A 25505-nucleotide genomic window follows, 5' to 3' on the forward strand; every position below is an offset into this window, starting at 1 on the left:
CTGTAGCGACCAGGCCCCCGCCAATATCCAGTACGTGCCCCGATTTTGGCAGGTCCATGGATGGCGGGTCGGGGTTAGGACAGCAGCCAACTCGAGAGCCGCCGGGAGGCCGACTCTCCGAGGAGCCGCCTTGGTGGTCGCGACATCCTTGTGGCCGGCCTCGTTGGCCTGGTCCTGGGCGGGATACAGGTCTCCCGGACGATTTACGATCAGACCATGACCAACGCCTCAACAACTTTAGCTTCGTGAGGGCCAAGGCATCCGGGACAAGCATGGGTCGTGACTTCCAGAATATCGACCTTGAACAAATGAATATCTCCGATCTGAGCCTGGATTCGTCCAACTTCCACAGAAATTCCCTGCAAACAGTGGAGCTAAGGAGATTCGAACTCCTGACCTCTTCGATGTGATCCGTCCTCAACTCGGCGCGGACGGATCACATCGAACGGGTCGGCATGCCTCTCCTGGAGTCTGCGTGGATTCAGCCGATGTCCGCAGGCAGCCGGCTCGGATTCGGCTTTGGCGCGAGCCGCTCCAGGACCGTTGTGTAATCCGCCACGTCCCTTAGCCTCTCGATGTAGGCGGCGTGGGTCATGGAGACGTCGGCGTGACCAAGCATGGCGGCAGCGGCTCCGTCGGTCAGCTCCCTAGCGAGAAGGGACGCAACCGTTCGCCGAAAGGCGTGCGGAGTGATGACTGCCGTGTTCTCCATGTTGGAGGCGGTCAGTGCGGAACGCAGCTGCCTCCGTACGCTTGACGCTTGAACGTAGGTGCCGGTCCTGGACCAGAAGAGGGCCCCGGCCTTGTTGATCTCCGGAGATTCGAGACTCCTGCGGATGAGTACGTCGACGACAAACCGAGGCACTGGGATGACCCGTTCGCTGCTGCGGCTCTTGAGGAAGCTCTGGCGGTACTTGGGGCCGTGACGAGGCTCCACCAGCGTTCCGGTGAGTGCGATCTTTCCGACGTCGCCTGACAGGTCGATGTCTTCCAAACGGATTGCCAGGACCTCCCCGATGCGTGCCCCGGTGCCGATCAGAACATCAACGACATCTGCCAGTACGTTGCTGGGGCGGGGACCGAAGTGGCCGGGTTCTGTCCGCCAAATCCGGACAGCTTCGCGAACATCGTGCAGGGTAGCCGCGCTCAAGCTAACGGGCTTCTTCCGGACCCTGTTCAGCCGATCGACCTCACGCACCGGATTGCCACCCACGTACAGGTCGTGCCTGATGGCGTAGGACATGATCTGCGTCAGCACCGTTTTGGCCAGCCGGGCATTCGTATGCCCTTTCCCGTCCACTACCAGGGACCGCAGGAAGGCGTCACAGGTGGAGGTGTTGATTTCATTGATCTTCAGCGCACCGAGAGCGGGCTCGATGAGGCGGTAGATGAGCCCTTCGTACTGGTCCCAAGTCTGGCGCCGGATACCGCCCGCGCTGGTAGCCGCGACCATATTCCCGTTGTCGTCGACAACGACTTTAGGAACCTCGATGCTGGCGAGCCACTTCTCGGCAACGTCGTTCAGCGGAGGGTTCGCGGTCACTCGACCTGCGAGCAGCTGGCGCTCTTTCATGGACGCCAGCAGGGCTGTCTCGGCTTTGCCCTTGGTTGACCCGAACTTGCTGTAGCTCCGCGTGACACCGTCCCAGCCACGGAACCTACAACTGGCCCGCCATTTTCCGGACGCTGCGTCTTTCTTGGCACTGACCGTTCCCCAGGCACCAACCGGGAGGCTCGACCGCCCCATCAGGCCGCAGCCTTCGAAGTTCTGCCGATCCAAGCCTCGACAGCGGCCCGGTCGTAGCGGACGACGCTATGGAGTTTCAAGGCCTTCGGTCCGATCCCGGCGGAGCGCCAGTTCCGGAGGGTCTTGGGCGCCACCTGCAGCCAGACGGCCACTTCCTCGGTGGTCAGGAGCTGCACTGCGTTGCCTTGGTCCGTTGCCGGTGCCAAGGTCTTTCTGCTTGTCTGCATGGCTTCCCCTATGCAGCCCGGGAGCCGACGGGCCTATGCCGTCTTCCTGAAAGCGTGTCGTAAGCGTGTAGTGCCCTGTTTTCGCGCACAAAAAACCCCTCCGTTCCGGGCAAAACCGCCGGAACGGAGGGGTTCGTGGGGCCCCCTGTCGGATTCGAACCGACGACCCCCGCTTTACAAGAGCGGTGCTCTGGCCAACTGAGCTAAGGAGGCATTCCTGTGCGCCAGCTGGCACCGGGCCACGATGAGGGGCCAGGCGCCATGGCGCTAGATAAGGTTAGCCCACGGATGCCCGGGGATAAAAACAGGCCCGGCTCCGGAAGAAGCCGGAACCGGGCCCGCGGTTTTGCTGTTGGACGCTGCCGCTTACTGCTTGGCGTCGATGGCGGCCTGGAGGAACTGCTCGAACGGGGTCTGGGCGCTGTCGCCCTTGCCCCACTGCTTGCCCTCAACCAGGACGGTCGGCGTTCCGGTCACCCCGATGGACGCGGCCTGCTGCGTGGTGTATTTGACCCACGGGCGGTAGGTCTTCTCGTCAACGCAGGTGTCGATGCTCTTGGCCCCGAGGTCGGTTGCCATCTTCTTCAGATCCGCGTCGGAGATGCCGGCGCTGCCTTCAGCGGGCTGCTTCTCGAAAAGCATATTGACGAAGTCCGCGTACTTCTCCGGAGACTCGTTCACAACACACGCTGCCGCGTTGGCCGCGCGGGAGGAGTAGTTTGTGGTGGAGCGCGTGTCGAGGAAACCCAGTGGACGGTATTCCACGGTGATCTTGCCTTCATTGCGCAGCTTCGTGAGCGTCTCGTTGTACTGAGTCTCGAAGTTCTTGCAGACAGGGCAGATGAAGTCGATGTAGAGGACCACCTTGACCGGTTTGCCCGCCTCGGCTTCGGCGCCGGGCGCAGTAATCTGTGCCGGCGGCGTGGCCGGAGCGGAGGGAAGATCGGCGATCCTGACGGTCGCAGGCTCGGTCTTCGCCACCTCGGAGTTGGCCAGCAGGGTGACGCCGCCGTAAACGTTGCCGTTGGCGGGGGTGGGGCCCTCGTCGGCCACCGGGGCGTTTTTCTGGATGTTCGAGGTGACTACCAGCGCCACCACCACAATGATGGCCACGACGGCGGCAACGATGCCCCAGCCGATGAGCAGCTTGTTGCGCTTTTCCTTCTTCAGCTGCGCCTCGCGGATTTCACGGGCTTTCTCGCGGGCCGCGGCAGTTCGCTCTGATTTGGACTGACGGGGTTCGTTTGCGGGGCTCATTAGTTCCTCGGGTCGATCGGCCGGTGATATCCACTGGGTGGCAATTCATCATTTTAGGGGAGAAAACTGGGAAGTTGCGCTTTCAACTTTCTCTCCCGCCTCCCAACGGACGAATAGCACAGAAGATTCCGCCGGGCTAGGGTGGATGAGAGCCACGAGCGAACCCCAGGGGGCACCAATGCAGGCAACCAAACACGCCGAATCGGGTCGAGATACCGACAGCAAAGCCGCGCACGGCGCCAGCGACACCGATCCGGACGCGCAGTATGACTTCATGGTGGTCTCCAACCGCCTGCCGGTCGACCGTTGCGCGCCGGACGAGCCGGGGTGCGAGGACGGCTGGCGCCGCTCCCCCGGCGGCCTCGTCACGGCACTGGCCCCCATGATGACCAAGACCGACGGCGCGTGGGTCGGCTGGCATGGCGCGCCGGATGAGCATGTCCAGCCTTTTAGCCACGGCGGCATCGACCTCGTTCCGGTCCAGCTGAGCACGCATGACATCGAATTCTTCTACGAGGGCTTCTCCAACGCCACGCTCTGGCCGCTCTACCACGACGTGATTGCCCCGCCGGAGTTCCACCGGACCTGGTGGGACTCCTACCGCAAGGTCAACCGCCGGTTCGCCGACGCCGTCATCCACCACGCCAACCCCGGCGCCACTGTCTGGGTCCAGGACTACCAGCTCCAGCTCGTCCCCAAGATGCTGCGCGAGGCCCGTCCTGACCTGAAGATCGGATTCTTCAACCACATCCCCTTCCCGCCGCCGGAGATCTTCGCGCAGCTGCCGTGGCGCCGCGCCATCATCGACGGGCTGCTCGGCGCTGACCTGGTCGGATTCCAGCGCAGCAGCGACGCCGGCAACTTCATGCGCTCCGCCCGGCGCTTCCTCGGCGCCAGCGTCAAGCAGCAGCAGGTCCACGTCAGGGGCAGCGACGGTGAAACCACGCACATCGCCCGCGCCCAGGCGTTCCCCATCTCGATTGACGTCCAGCAGATCAGCGAACTTGCCCGGAATCCCGAGATCATCGAGCGCGCCCGTCAGATCCGCGAGGACCTCGGCAACCCGAAGACGATCCTGCTCGGCGTCGACCGCCTGGATTACACCAAGGGGATCAGGCACCGGCTCAAGGCCTATGAGGAACTCCTGGCGGACGGCAAAGTGACGGTGGAGGACGCGGCCCTGATCCAGGTCGCCAGCCCCAGCCGGGAACGGGTGGAGCAGTACCGCCTGCTGCGCGAAGAGGTCGAGGGCACGGTGGGCCACATCAACGGCACCTATGACACGCTGCAAAACACCGCGGTCCGCTACCTGCACCACAACTACCCGATTGACGAGATGGTGGCGTTGTACCTGGCAGCGGACGTCATGCTCGTCACCGCCTTGCGGGACGGGATGAACCTCGTGGCCAAGGAGTATGTCACGGCCCGGACCAACAACGACGGCGCCCTGGTGCTCAGCGAGTTCGCCGGCGCCGCGGATCAGCTCAAGCAGGCGCTGCTGATGAACCCGCACGACATCGACGGCCTCAAGGACACCATTATGAGGGCCGTCAATATGCAACCTTCGGAGGCCGCGCGCCGGATGCGCTCGATGCGCAAGCAGATCCTGGACCACGACGTCGATCGCTGGTCCTCCGAATTCCTGAGCGCGCTCGAAGAAAAGGTAATCCGCGATGACTCCTGATCTCTCACCCGGACAGACCCCGCTCTCACTCTCCCCGGACCTGCTCGAGGCCCTGCGCCGCATCGCAGCGACCGAGCACCTGCTGGTCGCCATGGACTTTGACGGCACCATGGCGCCGCTCGTGGACCACGCGGGGGACGCCCGCGCCCTCCCCCGCTCGGCTGCGGCCTTCGCCGCGCTCACCGAACTTCCGCGGACGACGACGGCACTCATCTCCGGGCGCGCCCTTGACAGCCTGCGGGCGGTCGCTTTTCCCCCGGAGAAGACCCTGCTGATCGGGAGCCACGGCGCCGAAGTCTGGATGGGACCCGGGTCCTCGAAGCTGGAACTCGATGACGCCCGCCGGGAATTGCTCGCCGAGGTCCGGCACGAACTGGAGGGCATCGTCGAGGTGGCACCGGGCACCCTGCTGGAGGACAAGCCCGCCGGCGTCGTCCTGCACACCCGCCTCGCCGCGGACGACGTCGCCGCGGATGCCGTGGCCGCGGCCCGCGCCGTCCTGCAGGACAAACCCGGCGTCTACCTGAAGAGCGGCAACCGGGTACTGGAAAGCTCCGTGGTGCACGCCTCCAAGGGGGAAGGCGTTGCCTTCCTGCGTCAGGCGACCGGTGCCACGGCAACGGTCTTCGCCGGCGATGACACCACCGACGAGGACGCCCTCGCAAGCCTGCTCCCCGGGGATCTCGGGGTGAAGGTGGGCTTGGACTTCACCCAGGCCCAGTTCCGGATCGAAGCCCCGACGCACGTTGCCGAGCTGCTGGAGGCACTGCTGCGGGAACGGACGAAGGCCGTCGGCGCCTGAGCGGCTAGATCCCGGTCGCCCGGTTGGTTTGCGACGCCGGAGGCGTCTCCCCGCCGGCCCGGCCGGGAGGCGTGGCCTCCTGCAACTTCTCCCGGGCGTGCAGGACGTCTCCGATAAACCAGTCGTAGACCAGCACACCGATCATGCCCCCGACCAGCGGGCCGACGATCGGAACCCAGAAGTACCAGCTGAAGGACCCGTCCACAGTGCCCGGCAATGCTGTCTGCCCCCAACCGGCCAGCCAGGCAAAGACCCTCGGCCCGAAATCGCGGGCAGGGTTGATGGCGTAGCCGGCGTTTGCGCCGATGGACATGCCGATGGCGGCCACGGCCAGCCCGATCATGAACGGGCCCAGGTTCGCCTGGACGGCCGTATTGCGTATGTCGATGATGGCCACCACGAAAATAACTAGGAAGGCAGTGCCGACAATCTGGTCCACCAGCGGCCCCACGGGGTTGCCGTCAAAGTACGGTGCCGGGAACGTGGTCAGACGATGAAGAAGGTCAGTACATCGAAGGGGACTACGGCGGGGCAGGCAGCGAAGGCGGACTGCCAGAACCGCTGGGCGACAAGGCCAGGGAATCGGGACGATATGTCAGGGCCAACTACGGCGGGGCCGGATCCACACCGGCCGAACGGCTGAATCGGAAATCGGCCGATATTCGGAAGGCGACTACGGGGCCGACGGCAAGGTGGATCCCGCGCGCAAATCCCGCGCCGATAAAGAGGCAACCACGACGGAATAGACCTCCGGGCCCCGCGCTCACCGCTTGCGCAGGTAAGTGACGTCACGTGTGAGTTACGTAACATTTTGGCCCACTAACCAAAAATCTGACATACTCTGGTTGTGATGTGGCGCACAAGTACCGTGCGGCGTCATTGGATACTCCTCGGCTTCGGCCGGGGAGTATGCGCACGATCAGGTGCGGACAACTGAATTAACAACTGAACAATAAGACCATTCACTACGGATCGTCCGGCACGTACCTGCCGGTGAAGGGATTGATAACTGTGGCTACAGTTACTTTTGATAACGCAACACGTCTGTACCCGGGCACGGATAAGCCCGCTGTTGACAAGCTCAACATTGAAATCGCCGATGGCGAATTTCTGGTCCTCGTTGGACCCTCCGGCTGTGGAAAGTCGACCTCCCTGCGCATGCTCGCAGGTCTTGAGGACGTCAACTCCGGCCGGATCCTGATTGGCGACCGCGATGTCACCGACGTCCCCCCGAAGGACCGCGACATTGCCATGGTTTTCCAGAACTACGCGCTCTACCCGCACATGACGGTCGCGGACAACATGGGCTTCGCCCTGAAGATCGCCGGCGTCAGCAAGGAAGAGCGCGCGGAGCGTGTCCGTGAAGCTGCCAAGCTCCTGGACCTCGAGCCGTACCTGGACCGCAAGCCGAAGGCACTCTCCGGCGGCCAGCGCCAGCGTGTCGCCATGGGCCGCGCGATCGTGCGTAACCCGCAGGTCTTCCTCATGGATGAGCCGCTGTCCAACCTTGATGCCAAGCTCCGCGTGCAGACCCGCACGCAGATCGCGTCGCTGACCCGCCGTCTGGGCGTCACCACTGTCTACGTGACCCACGACCAGGTCGAGGCCATGACCATGGGCGACCGCGTCGCCGTGCTGAAGGACGGCCTGCTGATGCAGGTCGACACCCCGCGCAACCTGTACGACAAGCCGAAGAACGTGTTCGTGGCCGGCTTCATCGGCTCCCCCGCGATGAACCTGCTGGAGCTTCCCGTCGTCGACGGCGGCGTGCAGTTCGGCGGCACCATCTACCCGGTGCCGCACAACGTCCTCGAGGAGGCCAGCGGCAAGACCGTCACCCTCGGCTCCCGGCCGGAAGACCTGGAGCAGGTTGCCCAGGGCGAAGGCCTCCAGGTTGAGGTCGACGTCGTCGAGGAGCTCGGCGCCGACGCTTACGTCTACGGCCACACCACCCTGGACGGTACGAGCCACGACATCGTGGCCCGCGTCGACGGCCGCACCCCCCCGATGAAGGGTGAGACCATCTGGGTCCGCCCGCAGTCAGGTCACGTACACCTGTTCGACACCAAGACGGGCCTGCGCCTGGGCGACTAATCCCACCCACGCACCCACCCCGCGCGGCTGACGGCGGTCCTCCCCACTGGAGGGCCGCCGTCGGGCGTTAACTTACCCTGGCAGCACCCGTTCGTTAGGGCAGCCGCCCTTAGTACGGAAGAATTGGCTTATGACCGAGGAAAACAGCGCCCAGTGGCACGACGAACCCACCGACTACGGTCAGATCGGCAAGCTGCCCCGGTTCGAAGCCGCCAGCGCCAATGACAGCAAGGCCGTGGCGTCGAGCTCGCTGAGCATCACCGCCGCCGCCACCGAGCCGGAGCTCCTGGACCTTCCCTGGCACATCGCCCTGGAGGACTGGCCGGCGGAGTTCCTCGCCGCGCTCCCCCGCGGCATCTCCCGCCACATTGTGCGCTTCGCCCACCTTGGCGGCTCCGTCATCGCCATCAAGGAACCCTCGGAACACGTCGCCCGCCACGAGTACCACATGCTCCGCAAACTCGCCCGGCTGGATGTCCCCTGTGTGGAACCGGTCGCCGTCATCACCGGCCGCACCACCCCCGAGGGCCGGCCGCTGAACCCCGTGCTGGTCACCCGGCACCTGAAGTTCTCCATGCCGTACCGTGCCCTCTTCTCGCAGATGCTGCGCAAGGACACCCTCACGCGCCTGATCGATGCCCAGGCCCTGCTCCTGGTGCGGCTGCACCTGATCGGGTTCTACTGGGGGGACGTCTCGCTCTCGAACACGCTGTTCCGCCGCGACGCCGGCGCGTTCGCCGCCTACCTCGTGGACGCCGAGACCGGCGAGCTGTATCCGGACCTCTCCACGGGCCAGCGCGAATACGATCTGGAGATCGCCCGGGTCAACATCGCCGGTGAACTCATGGACCTGCTCGACGGCGGCCTCATTGAGGAAAAAGTGGACCCCGTGGCCACGAGCGAACTCATCATGGACAGCTACCGGCGCCTCTGGACCGAGCTGACCGAGAAGGAATCGTTCGAGATCGGCGAACGCTGGCGCGTGGCGGCACGCATCCGCAAGCTCAACGAATTGGGGTTCGACGTCGAGGAATACGCGATCAAAACGACGCAGAACGGTTCCACCATCCAACTCCAGCCCAAGGTGGTCGACGCCGGCCACCACCAGCGCCGGCTGCTGCGCCTGACCGGCCTGGACGCCCAGGAAAACCAGGCCCGCCGGCTCCTCAACGACATGGACACCTTCCGTGCGGATAACAACCCGGGGATGGATGAGGAGTACAGCGCCCACCTCTGGGTCAGCCAGATCTTCGAACCGATTGTCCGTTCCATCCCCCGCGACCTATCCGGGAAGCTGGAGCCCGCGGAAGCCGTGCACGAGATCCTGGAGCACCGCTGGTACATGTCCGAGAAGGAGAACCGGCACATCCCGCTGGCCGAAGCCGTGCAGTCCTACATTGACTCCGAGCTCCGGCACCGCCGGGACGAGGCGGCCATCATGCTGAACCCGGACACGGAAATGCTCAAGATCCTCGAGGTCGAAACAGAGGAATCCCGCTACGGCGCCGACGAGTCCGACGACGAATACCCGGACTCCGACGACTAAGGTGCCAGCAGGCTTCCGCGGCGCCGGTTTTTGGAGCCGGGTTGTGGCACAGCCGCGCTAGATGGCCTTGCCGGGATTCAGGATGCCGGCCGGGTCGAACAGTTCCTTGATCCGGCGCTGCAGTTCGCGCACGGGTTCCTTCTGTTCCAGCCCGAGCCAGCGCAGTTTGTACTGGCCGATCCCGTGCTCCCCGGTGATGGTGCCGCCGATGGCCAGGGCCACGGTGATGGATTCGTCCAAAGCGGCCCCGAGGCGCGTCATGGCATCCGCTGCCACGGTCTTGTCCACCCGGTCTACCCAAAAGGTGGGGTGCAGGTTGCCGTCGCCGGCGTGCGCCACCACCTTGAGCTTGACCTGGTGCGAGGCCGCCATGGTCTCGAGGGCTTCCACATAGTCGACCAGCCGGGAGCGCGGGACGGCGACGTCCTCGCCCACGCGGTATTCGTCGTCGACCTCCACACCGCGGCTGTTGCGCCGCAGTTCCACCAGCTGCTCCGCTTCCGCGCTGGCTTCCATGGTGACGACCGCGCCGCCCGCCACAAGGACGGGCCTGATCGCGGCCGCTTCCGCGGCTGCGCCGAAGCCGTCGGTCTGGATCAGCAGCAGGGACTGCCCTCTGGAGGCGAGGTCCGAGCCGTGGATCTCATCGAGCTGGGCCAGGGTTCCGCTGTCGAGCAGTTCCATGATGGCCGGCTGCACGCGCGCCTTGCCCACGGCGAGGACACCTGCCGCGGCGCTGCGGAAGTCCGGGTAGAAGGCGGCGATCGTGTGCACGTCCTGCGGGAGGTACTTGAGCCGGACGGTGATTCCGACCACGATGCCCAGCGTCCCCTCGGAGCCGACGAACAGCCCGGTGAGGTCGTAGCCGGCGACGCCCTTGAACGTCTGGTGGCCGGTGTGGATGAGCGAGCCGTCCGCCAGCACGACGTCGAGCGCCAGCACCGAGTCGCGGGTCACCCCGTACTTGGCGCAGCGCAGGCCACCGGCGTTCGTGGCCACGTTGCCGCCGATCGTGGACAGCTTGAAGCTGGCCGGGTCGGGTGCATACATGAGTCCGTGGACTGCGGCGGCGGCGTTGAGGTCCGCGTTGATGACCCCGGGCTCGACGACGGCCGTCTCGTCATCGGGGTTGAGGTCCAGGATGCGGTTCATCCGTTCCAGGCTCAGCACGATGCAGCCCTTGCTCGCGTGCGCACCGCCTGAAACGCCGGTCCCGGCGCCGCGGGCCACCAGCGGGACCCCGTGGGCGGCGCAGGCGCGGACGGTGGCCTGGACGTCGTCGATCGACTCGGCCCGGACCACGGCCTGCGGCAGCTGGTAGTCCAGCACCGGCGCCTGATCCACGGCATAGGCAGTCAGGGTGGGGTCATCCAGCGCGACTTTGGCCGGGCCCAGGGCAGAAGTGAGCTCATCGATGATGCTCATGCGGTCTCCGATTCGTCGATTCCGGCCTTCAGTCTAAGGCGCGGCTCCGGGCGCCCCGGCTTACGGCGTCGATTGTGGCGTGCCCCCCGGCGGAGTGGCTCCCGGCGGGGTGGCTCCCGGCGGCGGGGTGGCGGGCAGTTGCGCGCCGGGCAGCATCCATGTGGCACACGCCAGGGCCCGGCAGCTGCTCGGCGGCTCCGTCGATCGGCCGACAGCAGTGTTCGCGGCCTCCGATGAGATGGCGATCGGCACGATTCTTGCCGCCCGAGACTTCGGACTCCGCGTGCCCTACGACTTGTCAGTCACCGGCATTGACGGCCACGAACTGGGTGAGGTTATTGGCCTCACGACGATTGACCAGGACGCCCTGGCTCCGTGGCTGTCCCTTCGTTGCCGCGTTCCTGCCCAGTTGATCGATCCGGCACCTCGCGGTTCCGGCGGGCAAACCCTCTAATCCGGGGAAGTCGCGGGGTGGCAGGTGCTTGTGGGCACAATAACTGGGCGGGAGCGCTTGCCGCCGTAGTCCAGGAACCTCAGGCGTCGGCCCCACCCATGAAACGCACGAACCGGTCCAGCACTCCCGGCCAGCCGGCGGCATAGTCCGCGCGTGTTGCGGCGGGATCCTCGGAACCCTCCCACCCGCTGTGCACGAGGCGAAGCTCCGCGCCGGCCTCCACGGCCCGGAACGCGACCCGAAGTTCGGTGGACCAGACGGCGGAGGAACCGGGGTGCCAGCTGGCATGGAAGGACAGCGGGGGCTGCCAGTCATCGATGGAGCCCCAGATGGCCGTCCTGCCGTCGTCGGAGGTCTCCAGGATGAGGTTCTCTTCGAATTCCACGTAGGACCCGGCACCGAAGACGCCGTGCTCCTCGAGCGGCCACCAGAGGTGCGTGTGTTCTGTGAAGCCCACAAAGGCCCGGGCGACTGCGCCCGGAACAACGACAGTGTAGACGACGGGGTCGAGCCCGTTAGCTGCGGCCGGCTCCGGCGTCCCCGCGCGCTCAGAGGCAGCGTGGCTGAAGAGGTTATCCATGGGCACCAACTCTACCCGCGGCCTCTGCTCCGTCGCGATCTGCGGGAGGGTTGACGGCTGGGCCACCGGGGGTGCGGGTGGGTCTGTTTTTTTGTGAAGGAGGGTTAAATGCGGGAGAGCCCCAACCGTGGTGGTTGGGGCTCTCGACCGTTTAATGATGTTCCGGCGGTGACCTACTCTCCCACACCCTCCCGGGTGCAGTACCATCGGCGCTGTGGGTCTTAGCTTCCGGGTTCGGAATGGGACCGGGCGTTTCCCCCACGCTATGACCGCCGTAACCTTTTGTCCCGTTCCCCCTGGGGGGTGGGAAGTCTGGTGTTACAACTGTGGTGTTATTCAGTTGGTTTGGTTCCTCGAACAACGGGTTTGTTGTTTGGGAACCACATAGTGGACGCAAGCAGTCTTGTTTCTTTGTACTCTCTTCATGGTGTGAACGTCTTTTGAATCCGTTCACGAAGAGAGTGTGTGGTGTAAGTTATCGGCCTATTAGTACCGGTCAGCTTCACGAGTCGTTAGTCCTCGCTTCCACATCCGGCCTATCAACCCAGTGGTCTGGCTGGGGGCCTCTCACACACAAGGTGTATGGAAATCTCATCTCGAAGCGAGCTTCCCGCTTAGATGCTTTCAGCGGTTATCCCATCCGAACGTAGCTAATCAGCGGTGCACTTGGCAGTACAACTGACACACCAGAGGTTCGTCCGTCCCGGTCCTCTCGTACTAAGGACAGCCCTTCTCAAATTTCCTGCGCGCGCAGCGGATAGGGACCGAACTGTCTCACGACGTTCTAAACCCAGCTCGCGTACCGCTTTAATGGGCGAACAGCCCAACCCTTGGGACCTACTCCAGCCCCAGGATGCGACGAGCCGACATCGAGGTGCCAAACCATGCCGTCGATATGGACTCTTGGGCAAGATCAGCCTGTTATCCCCGAGGTACCTTTTATCCGTTGAGCGACGGCCATTCCACAATGTACCGCCGGATCACTAGTCCCGACTTTCGTCCCTGCTCGAGATGTCTCTCTCACAGTCAAGCTCCCTTGTGCACTTACACTCGACACCTGATTGCCAACCAGGCTGAGGGAACCTTTGGGCGCCTCCGTTACTTTTTAGGAGGCAACCGCCCCAGTTAAACTACCCATCAGGCACTGTCCCTGACCCGGATTACGGGCCGAAGTTAGATGTCCAAAGTGACCAGAGTGGTATTTCAACGATGACTCCACCCGAACTGGCGTCCGGGCTTCAACGTCTCCCACCTATCCTACACAAGCCACTCCGAACACCAATACCAAACTATAGTAAAGGTCTCGGGGTCTTTCCGTCCTGCTGCGCGTAACGAGCATCTTTACTCGTACTGCAATTTCGCCGAGTTTATGGTTGAGACAGCGGGGAAGTCGTTACTCCATTCGTGCAGGTCGGAACTTACCCGACAAGGAATTTCGCTACCTTAGGATGGTTATAGTTACCACCGCCGTTTACTGGGGCTTGAATTCTCAGCTTCGCCTTGCGGCTAACCGGTCCTCTTAACCTTCCAGCACCGGGCAGGAGTCAGTCCGTATACATCGTCTTGCGACTTCGCACGGACCTGTGTTTTTAGTAAACAGTCGCTTCCCCCTGGTCTCTGCGGCCCCTGCACGCTCCGGACAGCTTGTGTCCATCACGATGGGGGCCCCCCTTCTCCCGAAGTTACGGGGGCATTTTGCCGAGTTCCTTAACCATAATTCTCTCGATCGCCTTAGTATTCTCTACCTGATCACCTGTGTCGGTTTGGGGTACGGGCGGCTAAAACCTCGCGTCGATGCTTTTCTAGGCAGCATAGGATCACCGAATCCCCCCTCACGGGAGTCCCATCGGGTCTCAGGCATCATGAACGGCGGATTTGCCTACCGTTCGCCCTACATCCTTAGACCGGGACAACCATCGCCCGGCTCGGCTACCTTCCTGCGTCACACCTGTTAATACGCTTGCCTCCCAGGATCAGGTCCCGCGCTCCACCAAAACCCTTCACCCACAAGGGGTGTCAGGCAGGCTTCGGGCGGTTAGTATCCCCTGTTCAGCATGGGCGGTTTTTCGCCGGTACGGGAATATCAACCCGTTGTCCATCGACTACGCCTGTCGGCCTCGCCTTAGGTCCCGACTTACCCAGGGCAGATTAGCTTGACCCTGGAACCCTTGATCATTCGGCGGACGGGTTTCTCACCCGTCTTTCGCTACTCATGCCTGCATTCTCACTCGTGTAGGCTCCACCGCTGGTTTACACCGCGACTTCACTGCCCACACGACGCTCCCCTACCACTCCAGACGCCTGAACCAACCCACAAGGGGCGGCTTAGCTAATATCTGAAATCCACAACTTCGGCGGTGTACTTGAGCCCCGCTACATTGTCGGCGCGGAATCACTTGACCAGTGAGCTATTACGCACTCTTTTAAGGATGGCTGCTTCTAAGCCAACCTCCTGGTTGTCTTCGCAACTCCACATCCTTTCCCACTTAGCACACGCTTAGGGGCCTTAGTTGGTGGTCTGGGCTGTTTCCCTCTCGACTATGAAGCTTATCCCCCACAGTCTCACTGCTGCGCTCTCACTTACCGGCATTCGGAGTTTGGCTGACGTCAGTAACCTTGTAGGGCCCATTAGCCATCCAGTAGCTCTACCTCCGGTAAGAAACACGCAACGCTGCACCTAAATGCATTTCGGGGAGAACCAGCTATCACGAAGTTTGATTGGCCTTTCACCCCTACCCACAGCTCATCCCCTCCATTTTCAACTGAAGTGGGTTCGGTCCTCCACGACGTCTTACCGTCGCTTCAACCTGGCCATGGGTAGATCACTTCGCTTCGGGTCTAGATCACGCCACTGCAACGCCCTATTCAGACTCGCTTTCGCTACGGCTTCCCCACACGGGTTAACCTCGCGACGTAACACTAACTCGCAGGCTCATTCTTCAAAAGGCACGCCGTCACAACTACAAGGTTGCTCCGACGGATTGTAAGCACACGGTTTCAGGTACTGTTTCACTCCCCTCCCGGGGTACTTTTCACCTTTCCCTCACGGTACTGGTCCGCTATCGGTCATTAGGGAGTATTTAGGCTTATCAGGTGGTCCTGACAGATTCGCACGGGATTTCTCGGGCCCCGTGCTACTTGGGATACTCCCCGGGCGGTACACAACATTTCGGTTACGGGGCTCACACCCTCTCTGGCCGGCCTTTCAAGACCGTTCACCTATGCCTGCACTACACACCCCACTGTCCCGGCAGAGACAGAATGGGAAGTCCCACAACCCCGACCATGCAACGCCCGCCGGCTATCACACATGGAACGGTTTAGCCTGATCCGCGTTCGCTCGCCACTACTGACGGAATCACTATTGTTTTCTCTTCCTGCGGGTACTGAGATGTTTCACTTCCCCGCGTTCCCTCCACGCACCCTATGTGTTCAGATGCGGGTCACCAGGCAGCTCGCGCCCCTGGCGGGGTTTCCCCATTCGGACACCCTGGGATCACAGTCCGGTTATCGACTCCCCCAGGCTTATCGCAGATTCCTACGTCCTTCTTCGGCTCCTAATGCCAAGGCATCCACCGTGTGCTCTTAAAAACTTGACCACAAAAGATCAAAAACGCTAATTTTCGAGAGAACCATGAAAACCACACCGCCACCCAAGCCACACCCCAAAGGGCACAACCAACGCAACGGCACAGATCCAGGTTCATATTCTTGGAAATTGCTTCTTATAAAAGATGCTCGCGTCCACTATGTAGTTCTCAAACAACAACCCCATACCACACACCCCACACACACGTGTGCGCTCGGTGCAGCCAGGAAACCAGAAACACAAGTCCCGGACACCACAGCCAAAGCCGCGGACCCCGGTCCTGTTGCCTCAGGACCCAACAGTGTGCCAAACACTAAACCCCCCGTACCCCCCGGACACCGTTCCAGGAACCCCGCACTTCCAAAGAAGCACAAAAGGATCCGTACTGGGCGCCGCAGGAAAAACCAGCGGCCGCTATTTGTTGATATTCCACCCGTGAGCACCCGCCGCAGAACTAGCGTCTGCGCAACGGGCGTACTCCTGACAACACCACCACACAGACATAACGCCTGGCGAGGTTGTTGTAGGTGCTCCTTAGAAAGGAGGTGATCCAGCCGCACCTTCCGGTACGGCTACCTTGTTACGACTTAGTCCCAATCGCCAGTCCCACCTTCGACAGCTCCCTCCCACAAGGGGTTAGGCCACCGGCTTCGGGTGTTACCAACTTTCGTGACTTGACGGGCGGTGTGTACAAGGCCCGGGAACGTATTCACCGCAGCGTTGCTGATCTGCGATTACTAGCGACTCCGACTTCATGGGGTCGAGTTGCAGACCCCAATCCGAACTGAGACCGGCTTTTTGGGATTAGCTCCACCTCACAGTATCGCAACCCTTTGTACCGGCCATTGTAGCATGCGTGAAGCCCAAGACATAAGGGGCATGATGATTTGACGTCGTCCCCACCTTCCTCCGAGTTGACCCCGGCAGTCTCCTATGAGTCCCCGCCATAACGCGCTGGCAACATAGAACGAGGGTTGCGCTCGTTGCGGGACTTAACCCAACATCTCACGACACGAGCTGACGACAACCATGCACCACCTGTAAACCGACCGCAAGCGGGGCACCTGTTTCCAGGTATTTCCGGTTCATGTCAAGCCTTGGTAAGGTTCTTCGCGTTGCATCGAATTAATCCGCATGCTCCGCCGCTTGTGCGGGCCCCCGTCAATTCCTTTGAGTTTTAGCCTTGCGGCCGTACTCCCCAGGCGGGGCACTTAATGCGTTAGCTACGGCGCGGAAAACGTGGAATGTCCCCCACACCTAGTGCCCAACGTTTACGGCATGGACTACCAGGGTATCTAATCCTGTTCGCTCCCCATGCTTTCGCTCCTCAGCGTCAGTTAATGCCCAGAGACCTGCCTTCGCCATCGGTGTTCCTCCTGATATCTGCGCATTTCACCGCTACACCAGGAATTCCAGTCTCCCCTACATCACTCTAGTCTGCCCGTACCCACCGCAGATCCGGAGTTGAGCCCCGGACTTTCACGGCAGACGCGACAAACCGCCTACGAGCTCTTTACGCCCAATAATTCCGGATAACGCTTGCGCCCTACGTATTACCGCGGCTGCTGGCACGTAGTTAGCCGGCGCTTCTTCTGCAGGTACCGTCACTTTCGCTTCTTCCCTACTGAAAGAGGTTTACAACCCGAAGGCCGTCATCCCTCACGCGGCGTCGCTGCATCAGGCTTTCGCCCATTGTGCAATATTCCCCACTGCTGCCTCCCGTAGGAGTCTGGGCCGTGTCTCAGTCCCAGTGTGGCCGGTCACCCTCTCAGGCCGGCTACCCGTCGTCGCCTTGGTGAGCCATTACCTCACCAACAAGCTGATAGGCCGCGAGTCCATCCAAAACCACAATAAAGCTTTCCACCCCCCACCATGCGATGAGGAGTCATATCCGGTATTAGACCCAGTTTCCCAGGCTTATCCCAGAGTTAAGGGCAGGTTACTCACGTGTTACTCACCCGTTCGCCACTAATCCCCCCACAAGTGAGGTTCATCGTTCGACTTGCATGTGTTAAGCACGCCGCCAGCGTTCATCCTGAGCCAGGATCAAACTCTCCGTTGAAGTAAAACAGACACAACACGCGCCCCCGGGAAAACGGGATGCACGCGCTGCACAAAATTTGAAACCAGCTGTAAAAACCAGACCACACCACGGGGTGGCGGACCTGATCAATTCAACCAATTCAATACAATAAATTGGTATCAACAAACTTGGCACACTATTGAGTTCTCAAACAACAGACACACCCGGCACCACCACAACCAAGGCCGTGGATCGCTCCGGAGCAACTTATCAAAGTTACCGGGCCGCTTCACCCTTGTCAAATCGCCATCCCGACTCAGTCTCGCCGTGAGGCTTCTGGGTCTTGGTGGCGGATCAACTCCGGGGAGCAGCGCGGAAATAAACTCTACCACCAGTTTGCCCTGGTGACAAAGGGAGCCCCGAGCGGCCTCCCGCAGGATCGCAAAAAGCCCGGAATTACGCGGATTCCGGGCTCTTCGACGAGGCTTAGCCAGTCCGTTTCCGGGGCGGCAGTCCCGGCGTCAGTTCACTGGTTTGAAGAATGCGGCGCCCAACGGAGGCAGCGTGACGGTGAGGGTGGCCGGCTGGCCGTCGATGTCGACGTCGGCCGCCGTCAGGGTGCCGCCGTTCAGGACACCGGAACCGCCGTACGTGTCGGCGTCGGTGTTCAGCACTTCGCGCCACTGCCCCGGCGAAGGAACGCCGAGACGGAAGTCCGTGTGCGGGGCACCTGAGAAGTTGAAGGCGCAGACCAGGGGGTTGCCCGCGGCGTCCCGGCGGATGAAGGTCAGGACGTTGCGGTTTGAGTCGCCGCCGTTGATCCATTGGAAGCCGGCGGGGTCGTTGTCCTGTTCGTAAAGGGCCGCGGTGGAGCTGTACAGCTCGTTGAGGTCCTTGGTCAGGAGCTGGATCCCGCGGTGCGCCGGAATTTCCGCCAGCCACCAGTCGAGGCCGTGCTGTTCGGACCATTCCGCTTCCTGGCCGAATTCCGTGCCCATGAAGATCAGCTGCTTGCCAGGGTGCGCCCACTGGTAGCCGAGGAAGGCGCGCAGGTTGGCCAGCTGCTGCCAGCGGTCGCCCGGCATCTTGCGCAGCATCGACCCCTTGCCGTGCACAACCTCGTCGTGGCTGATCGGCAGGAGGAAGTTCTCCGTGTAGGCGTAGACCATGGAGAAGGTGATGGTGCCGTGGTGCCACCGCCGGTTGAACGGATCCTCGGCCATGTACTTGAGCGAGTCGTGCATCCAGCCCATGTTCCACTTGATGCCGAAGCCCAGGCCGCCCTGGCTCGTGGGCGCCGTGACGCCCGGGAACGCGGTGGATTCCTCGGCGATCATGACCGCACCGGGGTGGGTCTTGTAGACCGTGGCGTTGACCTCTTGCAAGAACGAGATGGCCTCCAGGTTCTCCCGTCCGCCGAACCGGTTCGGCTGCCACTGACCCTCCTCGCGGGAGTAGTCGAGGTAAAGCATCGAGGCGACGGCGTCCACGCGCAGGCCGTCGATGTGGAATTCATCGAGCCAGTAGAGCGCATTCGCGACCAGGAAGTTACGGACTTCGCTGCGGCCGAAGTCGAAGATGAGCGTTCCCCAGTCGGGGTGTTCGCCCAGGTTCGGGTCGGCGTGCTCGTACAGGGCTTCGCCGTCGAACTTTGCCAGCGCCCACTCATCCTTCGGGAAGTGCGCCGGCACCCAGTCCAGGAGCACGCCGATGCCGGCCTGGTGAAGTTCATCCACAAGGTACCGGAATTCGTCGGGGTGGCCGAAGCGCGACGTCGGGGCGAAGTAGGAGGTGACCTGGTAGCCCCAGGATCCGCCGAAGGGGTGCTCTGCCACTGGCATGAATTCCACATGGGTGAAGCCAAGCCACTTGACGTAGTCGACCAGTTCCTTGGCCAGCTCCCGGTAGCTGAGCCCGACCCGCCAGGAGCCGAGGTGCACTTCGTAGACGCTCATCGGCGAGTTGTGCGGATCCCGTCCGGCCCGGGTTTCTATCCACTCCGCGTCCTTGAAGGCGTAGGCGGGCTCCACGACCCGCGACGCCGTCAGCGGCGGAACCTCCGTGCCAAAGGCCAGCGGATCCGCTTTCTCCACCCAATAGCCGTGCTTGGTCCGGATCTCAAACTTGTAGCACGCCCCTGCTACAACGCCGGGGATAAAGACTTCCCAGACGCCGGAGGAGCCGAGGGACCGCATCGAGTGCTGCCGGCCGTCCCAGCCGTTGAAGTCGCCCTTGACGCGGACTGCCTGGGCATTGGGCGCCCACACGGCGAAGGACACGCCGTCGACGTCGCCGAGGCCGGACTTGTAGTGCTGGACGTGCGCGCCGAGCACATCCCAGAGGCGCTCGTGGCGGCCCTCGCCGATCAGGTGCAGGTCGAGTTCGCCGATGGTGGGCAGGTAGCGGTAGGGGTCGTCGGCCGGCTCCGGTGCGTGGCCCTCGTAGGTCACTTCCAGCCGGTAGTCGGGCACATGGCCCGACTCCAGCGGCTCCAGCACGGCAACCCATACCCCGCCGGACTCGTGCGTCATCGGGAAGGTCCCGGCAGCGGTCACCACGGAGACGGCTTCGGCGAGGTGCTTGACCGTGCGGATGGTGACGTGGCCGTGGTCATCGAGGTGGGCGCCCAGGACCGAGTGCGGCGCGTGGTGTTCGCCGGCGGCGACCCTCGCAAGAGTGTCCGCGTCCACCGGCAGTGGGCTTCCGGGACGATCGATACGTGCTGAACCTGTCATTTTGATACCTTCCGCTGCGGCTTCGGCGGGGACGCCGGAGCCTGTACTGCCGAGGAGACGACGTGATGCGTGGACCGGAATGGAGAGCCAGTCCGGCCTGTTCCGTAGTTCGTAAATGACTTCATACAGGGCTTTGTCGAGCCACAGCGCCACAAAGAGGGGCGCATCGCGGTCAATGCTGCCGGGGATGACTTCCGCGTAGCCGGCCAGGAAGGCCTCGGCGCAGTCGTCCACCCAGGTTTCCGGGACGTCCGCGTCGGGGTGCTCGCGCTCGGCTGCGCCGGCGGCGTAGTCAAAGGACCTGAGCATTCCGACGACGTCGCGCAGCGGGACGTCCGGGAAATTGCGTTCGGAGATCGGCCGGAGCGGCTCCCCCTCGAAGTCGAGGATGGCCCAGCGCGGCGCCATGCCGGCTCCGCCGGGAACCTGGAGGATCTGGCCCAGGTGGAGATCGCCGTGGATCCGTTGCAGGGTCCCGGCGCTGCTGCCTTCGAGGCGTTCCAGGAGCCTGTCCAGCGCTTCACCGTAGGGTCCGACGGCGGCGCCGGCCTGCGCCCAGGACTGCCGCACGCGCTCGGCTACGCCGGGCGCGATGTCGCGTCCGGGAACGGATTCGGCGGCGACGCCGAGTGCCTCGGCCAGCCGGCGGTGCACGGTGGCGGTGGCGGCGCCGAGCGCGTGTGCCTCGGCGGTGAAATCCCGGCCGCCGCTCGCCGCGTCGACCGCCAGCCGCCAGGCGTCCAGGCCGCCGGCGAGGAACTCGTGCGCCACGGCCAGTTCGCCGAGCGCGGGGCCGGTGCCGTGCCCGGATGGCGGTTCCCACTCGCCGGTGACCCAGCCAAGGGTGGCCGGCACTTCGACGGTGTGTCCTGCGGTCAGGGCGGCACCGATTTCCACTTCCGGGTTCTGGCCTTCGGAGAGCACCCGGAAGAACTTCAGGATGGCGGCGGATTGGCCGTCGTCCACGATCACGGAACTGTTGGACTGCTCCCCGGAGAGGACTTTCACGACGCCGGTGGCCCGGGGCAGGCGGTGGCCGGACTCAACGAGGCGGCCGGTGGCGTTCCCGGTGGGGGTGGTGCCGCCGTGGCGCATCAGTTCCAGCCACGCCGAGATGAACGCCGGGTCGTGGACGCCGTCGTAGATCCAGAGACCGCCGGGGGCGCCGGCGGGCCCGGCGGCGGGCCCGGGTCCGGAAATCTGCCCGATCAGCGCTCCATCTGCCCCGGCCAGGGGGGAGCTGCGGATGCTGAGCGGGACCTGGACGACGTCGGTGCGGGAGCCATCCGGCGTCGGGTAGCTCACGGCCAGCAGCAGCACCTCGAGTCGGGCCGTGCCGGCCTCGCCGCCAGGAGCGCCGGCGAGGCGCAGTCCCCCGGCGGTCTCGAAGCTGAACGCCGCGCTCTTGACGGGGAACCAGCGCTGGCGCGGCAGCCAGTCGCCGAGCAGTCCGCTCAGGGCCGGGGTAAGGGTGGGTCGGGTCATGTCAGCCTTCGATGGACAGGATGGGCATGGCCTGGGTGTAGGGCGATGACGGGTTGGAGGCAGCCGAGCGGATCCGCAGCCAGAAGAAGTCGTGGCTGCCCAGGGTCAGCGTCAGGGTTCCGTCCTCGGAAATCGCCGGGAACGCCTGGCCGCCGAACACGTCCCGGAGGCCGCGGCCGGCGAACCTCGGGACCCGCAGGGTGGTGGCCACGGGATGCTGGGACAGGTTGAAGGCACACAGGATCGTTTCCCCGTCCTCCCCGGCAGAGTTGCCTTCCGGCAGCTCGCGCAGGTAGGCGAGAACGACGTCGTGGTCGGCTTCGACGTGCTCAAAGGCGCCCAGCCCGAAGGCGGGGTGGTTCTTCCGGACGCTGAGGATCTGGCGTGTCCAGCGCAGCAGCGAACCCGAGTGGGCCGCTTCGGCCTCGACGTTGGCCATGCTGTAGTTGTAGACCAGCGACTGGATCACCGGAAGGTACAGCTTGCCGGGGTCCGCGTTGGAGAACCCGGCGTTGCGGTCCGGGTTCCACTGCATGGGGGTACGGACGGCGTCGCGGTCCTCGAGCCAGATGTTGTCCCCCATGCCGATCTCGTCCCCGTAGTACAGGAACGGGCTGCCGGGCAGGGACAGCAGCAGGGCATTGATGAGCTCGATTTCGGAACGGGAGTTGTCCAGCAGCGGCGCCAGCCGGCGGCGGATGCCGATGTTGGCGCGCATGCGCGGGTCCGGCGCGTACCAGCCGAGCATCGCGGCACGCTCGTCGGCGGTGACCATTTCCAGTGTCAGCTCGTCGTGGTTCCGCAGGAAGGTGCCCCATTGGGCGCCTTCGGGGATGTTCGGGGTGTCCTTCATCGTCTCGATGATGGGGGCGGCCTTCTGGTCCCGCAGCGCGTAGTAGAGCCGCGGCATGATCGGGAAGTGGAACGCCATGTGGCATTCCGGTTCCTCTTCGGTGCCGAAGTACTCAACCACCTCGGCCGGCGGCTGGTTGGCCTCGGCGATGATGACGCGGCCCGGGTAGCTTTCGTCGACCATCTTGCGCAGCTTGCGGAGGAACTCGTGGGTCTGCGGCAGGTTCTCGCAGTTGGTGCCCTCCTCCTCGAAGAGGTACGGGATGGCGTCCGCGCGGAAGCCGTCAATGCCCTGGTCCAGCCAGAACCGGACGACGTCGAAGAGGGCGTCGATGACTTTGGGGTTCTCGAAGTTGAGGTCAGGCTGGTGGCTGAAGAATCGGTGCCAGAAGAACTGCCGCCGGATCGGGTCGAAGGTCCAGTTGGATTCCTCGGTGTCCACGAAGATGATGCGGGCGTCTTCGTACTTCTCGTCCGTGTCGCTCCAGACATAGAAATCGCCGAACGGTCCGTCCGGATCCTTGCGGGATTCCTGGAACCAGGGGTGCTGGTCGGACGTGTGGTTCAGCGGAAGGTCAATAATCACGCGCACGCCGCGGGCGTGGGCCTCCGCGACGAGGCGTTTGAAATCGCTGATGGTGCCGAATTCGTCGAGCACGGAGTTGTAGTCCGAGATGTCGTAGCCGCCGTCGCGGAGCGGGGACTGGAAGAAGGGCGGGAGCCAGAGGCAGTCGACGCCGAGCCACTGCAGGTAATCCAGCTTTTCGATCAGGCCATGGAAGTCGCCCGAGCCGTCACCGTTTCCGTCGGCGAACCCGCGGACCAGCACTTCGTAGAAGACCGCCTTGCGGTACCAGTGCGGATCATGCTGGAGGCCGGGCGCATTCAGTTCAAAGGACCCCTTCGGGCTGAAGTGCTGGTTGGGGTTGGTCGGGCTGAAACTCACGCGTGCTGCCTCCGGATGCTAAGAATGTGCGCGGGTTCGACATGGGCGTCCAACCGAACGTAGTTGTACCCCCCCATTCCCAGCTTTCGCCGGTCACCAGATCATCCACCATGAACCGGCCGTTGTGCGTGAGGTCGTCGGGGTCCAGCTCCAGCGCCGCCAAATCCAGCGTGACCGTGCTCTCGCGGATGCCGTGCGGATCCACGTTGACGACGACGATCAGGGTGTCCTTCGAGCCGTCGGGGAGGGTCTTGTGCTTCGAGTAGACGACAGTGGCGTTGTCCGTGCTCTGGTGCACAGTCAGGTTCTGCAGGTCCCCGAGGGCCGGGTGGGCGCGCCGGATCTCGTTGAGCCGGCTCAGGTACGGGGCCAGCGTCCGGCCGGAGCCGGCCGCCGTGTCCCAGTCACGGGCCTTGTACTCGAACTTCTCATTGTCGATGTACTCCTCGGCGCCGGGCCGGGCCACGTGCTCATAGAGTTCGAAGCCGGCATAGACACCCCAGATGGGACTCGCGGTGGCAGCCAGCGCGGCCCGGATCTTGAACGCGGGCGGGCCGCCGTACTGCAGGAATTCGGTCAGGATGTCCGGGGTGTTGACGAAGAAGTTCGGCCGGAAGTAGGCCGTGGACTCGTGGCTGACTTCCTGGAAGTACTCTTCCAGCTCCTCCTTGGTGTTCCGCCAGGTGAAGTAGGTGTAGGACTGCTGGAAGCCGGCCCGGCCCAGCGCGTGCATCATGGCCGGGCGGGTGAAGGCCTCGGCGAGGAAAACGACGTCGGGGTGTTTCTTGTTGACCTTGGCGATCAGCCACTCCCAGAACCACACCGGCTTGGTGTGCGGGTTGTCGACGCGGAAGATCTTGACGCCGTGGCTCACCCAAAGGAATACAATCCGGAGGATCTCGTTGGACAGGCCCGCCGGATCGTTGTCGAAGTTCAGCGGGAAGATGTCCTGGTACTTCTTCGGCGGGTTCTCGGCATAGGCGATGCTGCCGTCAACGCGCGTGGTGAACCACTCGGGGTGGCTTTCGACCCAGGGGTGGTCCGGGGCGGCCTGCAGTGCAAGGTCCAGGGCCACTTCCAGTCCCAGTTCCCCGGCCCGCGCCACGAAGGCATCGAAGTCCTCAAAGGTGCCCAGGTCCGGGTGGATGGCGTCGTGGCCGCCCTCCTTGGCCCCGATGGCCCAGGGGGAGCCGGGATCGTGCGGTCCTGCCAGCAGGGTGTTGTTCGGGCCCTTGCGGTGCTGGATGCCGATCGGGTGGATCGGCGGCATGTAGATGATGTCGAAGCCCATGGCCGCGACGGCGTCGAGCCGCTTCGCGGCGGTGCGGAAGGTGCCGGAGGTCCACTCCCCGGTGTCGTGGTTGCGGACGGCGCCCTCGGACCGGGGGAAGAACTCGTACCAGGCGCCCCGGCCGGCGAGCTCGCGCTCCACCAGCAGCGGGTACTGCTCGGAGACGGTGACCTGTTCGCGGATCGGCTGGCGATCGATGACGGCGGCGACCTCCGGGCTGAAACCGGCGGCGAGGCGTTCCTCGGTGGTCTTGGACGTGTCATTGAGCCCGACGACGGCCATCCGGAAGGTCCGCCGGTCAGCCGACGGCCGGGAGGAGTCCTCGGACGCTTCGGCGAGCAGCGCGGCGCCCTCGGCCAGCATCAGCTCGACGTCGATTCCGGCTTCCACCTTGACCTCGGCGTTGTGGTGCCACGTGCCGTAGCGGTCATGCCAGGCCTCGATCATGAAGGACCAGGTGCCGGTGGCGGACGGGGTCAGGAGGCCCTCCCAGCGGTCGGTTCCCTGGCCGCGCGGGCCGCGGGGCGGGGCGAGACGGACGCGCTGGCGTTCCTTCCCGCGGGGGTCGAGCAGGACGGCGCTGACGCCGAGCTGGTCGTGACCTTCGCGGAAGGCGGTGGCACCCACCACCAGGGTTTCTCCCACAACGGCCTTGGCAGGGAATTTCCCGCCTTCCACCACAGGCTGTACGGCGGTGATTGGAAAACGGCCAAAGCGAAGGCCCTCCGTGATCAGGGCCTTCGGCTTTTGCTTGGACACGGCACTGGT

General features: G+C 63.7%; 12 protein-coding genes, 1 tRNA gene, 3 rRNA genes and 2 pseudogenes. 5 read left to right on the plus strand and 13 right to left on the minus strand.

Annotation, left to right across the window (positions count from 1 at the left end):
• Nucleotides 1-481: 481 nt before the first annotated feature.
• The 4 genes from GXK59_RS14320 to GXK59_RS14335 form a co-directional block, all read right to left on the minus strand.
• Nucleotides 482-1573, minus strand: coding sequence for a tyrosine-type recombinase/integrase (locus tag GXK59_RS14320; protein ID WP_237393904.1), 1092 nt, complete (start codon nt 1571-1573; stop codon nt 482-484).
• Between the two features lie 173 nt (nt 1574-1746).
• Complete coding sequence (locus tag GXK59_RS14325) at nt 1747-1974, minus strand: helix-turn-helix transcriptional regulator (RefSeq protein WP_160667783.1); 228 nt, start codon at nt 1972-1974, stop codon at nt 1747-1749.
• 136 nt (nt 1975-2110) lie between these two features.
• Nucleotides 2111-2187, minus strand: a tRNA-Thr gene (locus GXK59_RS14330).
• Nucleotides 2188-2340: 153 nt separating this feature from the next.
• Nucleotides 2341-3231, minus strand: coding sequence for a DsbA family protein (locus tag GXK59_RS14335; protein WP_160667785.1), 891 nt, complete (start codon nt 3229-3231; stop codon nt 2341-2343).
• 274 nt (nt 3232-3505) lie between these two features.
• Here GXK59_RS14335 and GXK59_RS14340 point away from each other — a divergent pair, with 274 nt between their 5' ends.
• On the plus strand, nt 3506-4915 hold the full coding sequence (locus tag GXK59_RS14340) for an alpha,alpha-trehalose-phosphate synthase (UDP-forming) (RefSeq protein ID WP_237394015.1): 1410 nt from the start codon (nt 3506-3508) through the stop codon (nt 4913-4915).
• Nucleotides 4905-5717, plus strand: coding sequence for a trehalose-phosphatase (gene otsB / locus GXK59_RS14345; protein WP_160667788.1), 813 nt, complete (start codon nt 4905-4907; stop codon nt 5715-5717). Before GXK59_RS14340 ends, otsB begins: the two co-directional genes overlap by 11 nt.
• Before the next feature lie 4 nt (nt 5718-5721).
• Here otsB and GXK59_RS14350 read toward each other — a convergent pair whose 3' ends face one another.
• Nucleotides 5722-6156 carry an MIP/aquaporin family protein gene (locus GXK59_RS14350; RefSeq protein WP_202129132.1) on the minus strand — a complete coding sequence of 145 codons (435 nt, stop codon included), beginning with the start codon at nt 6154-6156 and terminating at the stop codon, nt 5722-5724.
• A 572-nt stretch (nt 6157-6728) separates the two neighbouring features.
• On the opposite strand from GXK59_RS14350, the gene GXK59_RS14355 reads away from it, so the two are divergent.
• Both GXK59_RS14355 and GXK59_RS14360 read left to right on the plus strand, forming a co-directional pair.
• On the plus strand, nt 6729-7811 hold the full coding sequence (locus tag GXK59_RS14355) for an ABC transporter ATP-binding protein (RefSeq protein WP_160667789.1): 1083 nt from the start codon (nt 6729-6731) through the stop codon (nt 7809-7811).
• A 130-nt stretch (nt 7812-7941) separates the two neighbouring features.
• Nucleotides 7942-9357 (plus strand): DUF4032 domain-containing protein, encoded by a 1416-nt coding sequence (locus GXK59_RS14360; RefSeq protein WP_160667791.1) that lies wholly within the window; start codon nt 7942-7944, stop codon nt 9355-9357.
• 57 nt (nt 9358-9414) lie between these two features.
• On the opposite strand, the gene GXK59_RS14365 is transcribed toward GXK59_RS14360, so the two are convergent.
• Entirely contained in the window at nt 9415-10782 is a 1368-nt protein-coding gene (locus GXK59_RS14365) for an FAD-binding oxidoreductase (protein ID WP_160667793.1), read from the minus strand.
• Between the two features lie 160 nt (nt 10783-10942).
• On the opposite strand from GXK59_RS14365, the pseudogene GXK59_RS14370 reads away from it, so the two are divergent.
• Nucleotides 10943-11149, plus strand: a pseudogene (locus tag GXK59_RS14370) (substrate-binding domain-containing protein); the annotation flags it as partial.
• 166 nt (nt 11150-11315) lie between these two features.
• On the opposite strand, the gene GXK59_RS14375 reads toward GXK59_RS14370, so the two are convergent.
• The 7 genes and pseudogenes from GXK59_RS14375 to GXK59_RS14405 all read right to left on the minus strand — a co-directional run bounded on the left by GXK59_RS14375 (nt 11316) and on the right by GXK59_RS14405 (nt 25496).
• Complete coding sequence (locus GXK59_RS14375) at nt 11316-11816, minus strand: SRPBCC domain-containing protein (protein WP_160667795.1); 501 nt, start codon at nt 11814-11816, stop codon at nt 11316-11318.
• 160 nt (nt 11817-11976) lie between these two features.
• Nucleotides 11977-12093 (minus strand): 5S ribosomal RNA (rrf, locus tag GXK59_RS14380).
• 188 nt (nt 12094-12281) lie between these two features.
• Nucleotides 12282-15415: ribosomal RNA gene (locus GXK59_RS14385) — 23S ribosomal RNA — on the minus strand.
• A gap of 528 nt (nt 15416-15943) precedes the next feature.
• Nucleotides 15944-17467: ribosomal RNA gene (locus tag GXK59_RS14390) — 16S ribosomal RNA — on the minus strand.
• Together the 16S, 23S and 5S rRNA genes form the textbook arrangement of a ribosomal RNA operon.
• A gap of 482 nt (nt 17468-17949) precedes the next feature.
• Nucleotides 17950-21648: a 1,4-alpha-glucan branching enzyme gene (locus GXK59_RS14395; RefSeq protein WP_160667797.1), complete on the minus strand. Its 3699-nt coding sequence runs from the start codon at nt 21646-21648 to the stop codon at nt 17950-17952.
• A gap of 1 nt (nt 21649) precedes the next feature.
• Nucleotides 21650-23446 (minus strand): maltose alpha-D-glucosyltransferase, encoded by a 1797-nt coding sequence (gene treS / locus GXK59_RS14400; RefSeq protein ID WP_160667798.1) that lies wholly within the window; start codon nt 23444-23446, stop codon nt 21650-21652.
• Nucleotides 23443-25496 (minus strand): annotated as a pseudogene (locus GXK59_RS14405) (alpha-1,4-glucan--maltose-1-phosphate maltosyltransferase). Before GXK59_RS14405 ends, treS begins: the two are co-directional and overlap by 4 nt.
• Nucleotides 25497-25505 lie beyond the last annotated feature (9 nt).

Source organism: Pseudarthrobacter sp. ATCC 49987 (assembly GCF_009928425.1).
Classification (GTDB): Bacteria; Actinomycetota; Actinomycetes; order Actinomycetales; family Micrococcaceae; genus Arthrobacter.

Excerpts from the sequence above, each read along its gene's own strand:
- GXK59_RS14325 (WP_160667783.1), bottom strand. The coding sequence starts at position 1,974 with ATGCAGACAAGCAGAAAGACCTTGGCACCGGCAACGGACCAAGGCAAC.
- GXK59_RS14375 (WP_160667795.1), bottom strand. The coding sequence starts at position 11,816 with ATGGATAACCTCTTCAGCCACGCTGCCTCTGAGCGCGCGGGGACGCCG.
- GXK59_RS14320 (WP_237393904.1), bottom strand. The coding sequence starts at position 1,573 with ATGAAAGAGCGCCAGCTGCTCGCAGGTCGAGTGACCGCGAACCCTCCG.
- GXK59_RS14365 (WP_160667793.1), bottom strand. The coding sequence starts at position 10,782 with ATGAGCATCATCGATGAGCTCACTTCTGCCCTGGGCCCGGCCAAAGTC.
- GXK59_RS14335 (WP_160667785.1), bottom strand. The coding sequence starts at position 3,231 with ATGAGCCCCGCAAACGAACCCCGTCAGTCCAAATCAGAGCGAACTGCC.
- GXK59_RS14360 (WP_160667791.1), top strand. The coding sequence starts at position 7,942 with ATGACCGAGGAAAACAGCGCCCAGTGGCACGACGAACCCACCGACTAC.
- otsB (WP_160667788.1), top strand. The coding sequence starts at position 4,905 with ATGACTCCTGATCTCTCACCCGGACAGACCCCGCTCTCACTCTCCCCG.
- GXK59_RS14340 (WP_237394015.1), top strand. The coding sequence starts at position 3,506 with ATGGTGGTCTCCAACCGCCTGCCGGTCGACCGTTGCGCGCCGGACGAG.
- GXK59_RS14395 (WP_160667797.1), bottom strand. The coding sequence starts at position 21,648 with ATGACCCGACCCACCCTTACCCCGGCCCTGAGCGGACTGCTCGGCGAC.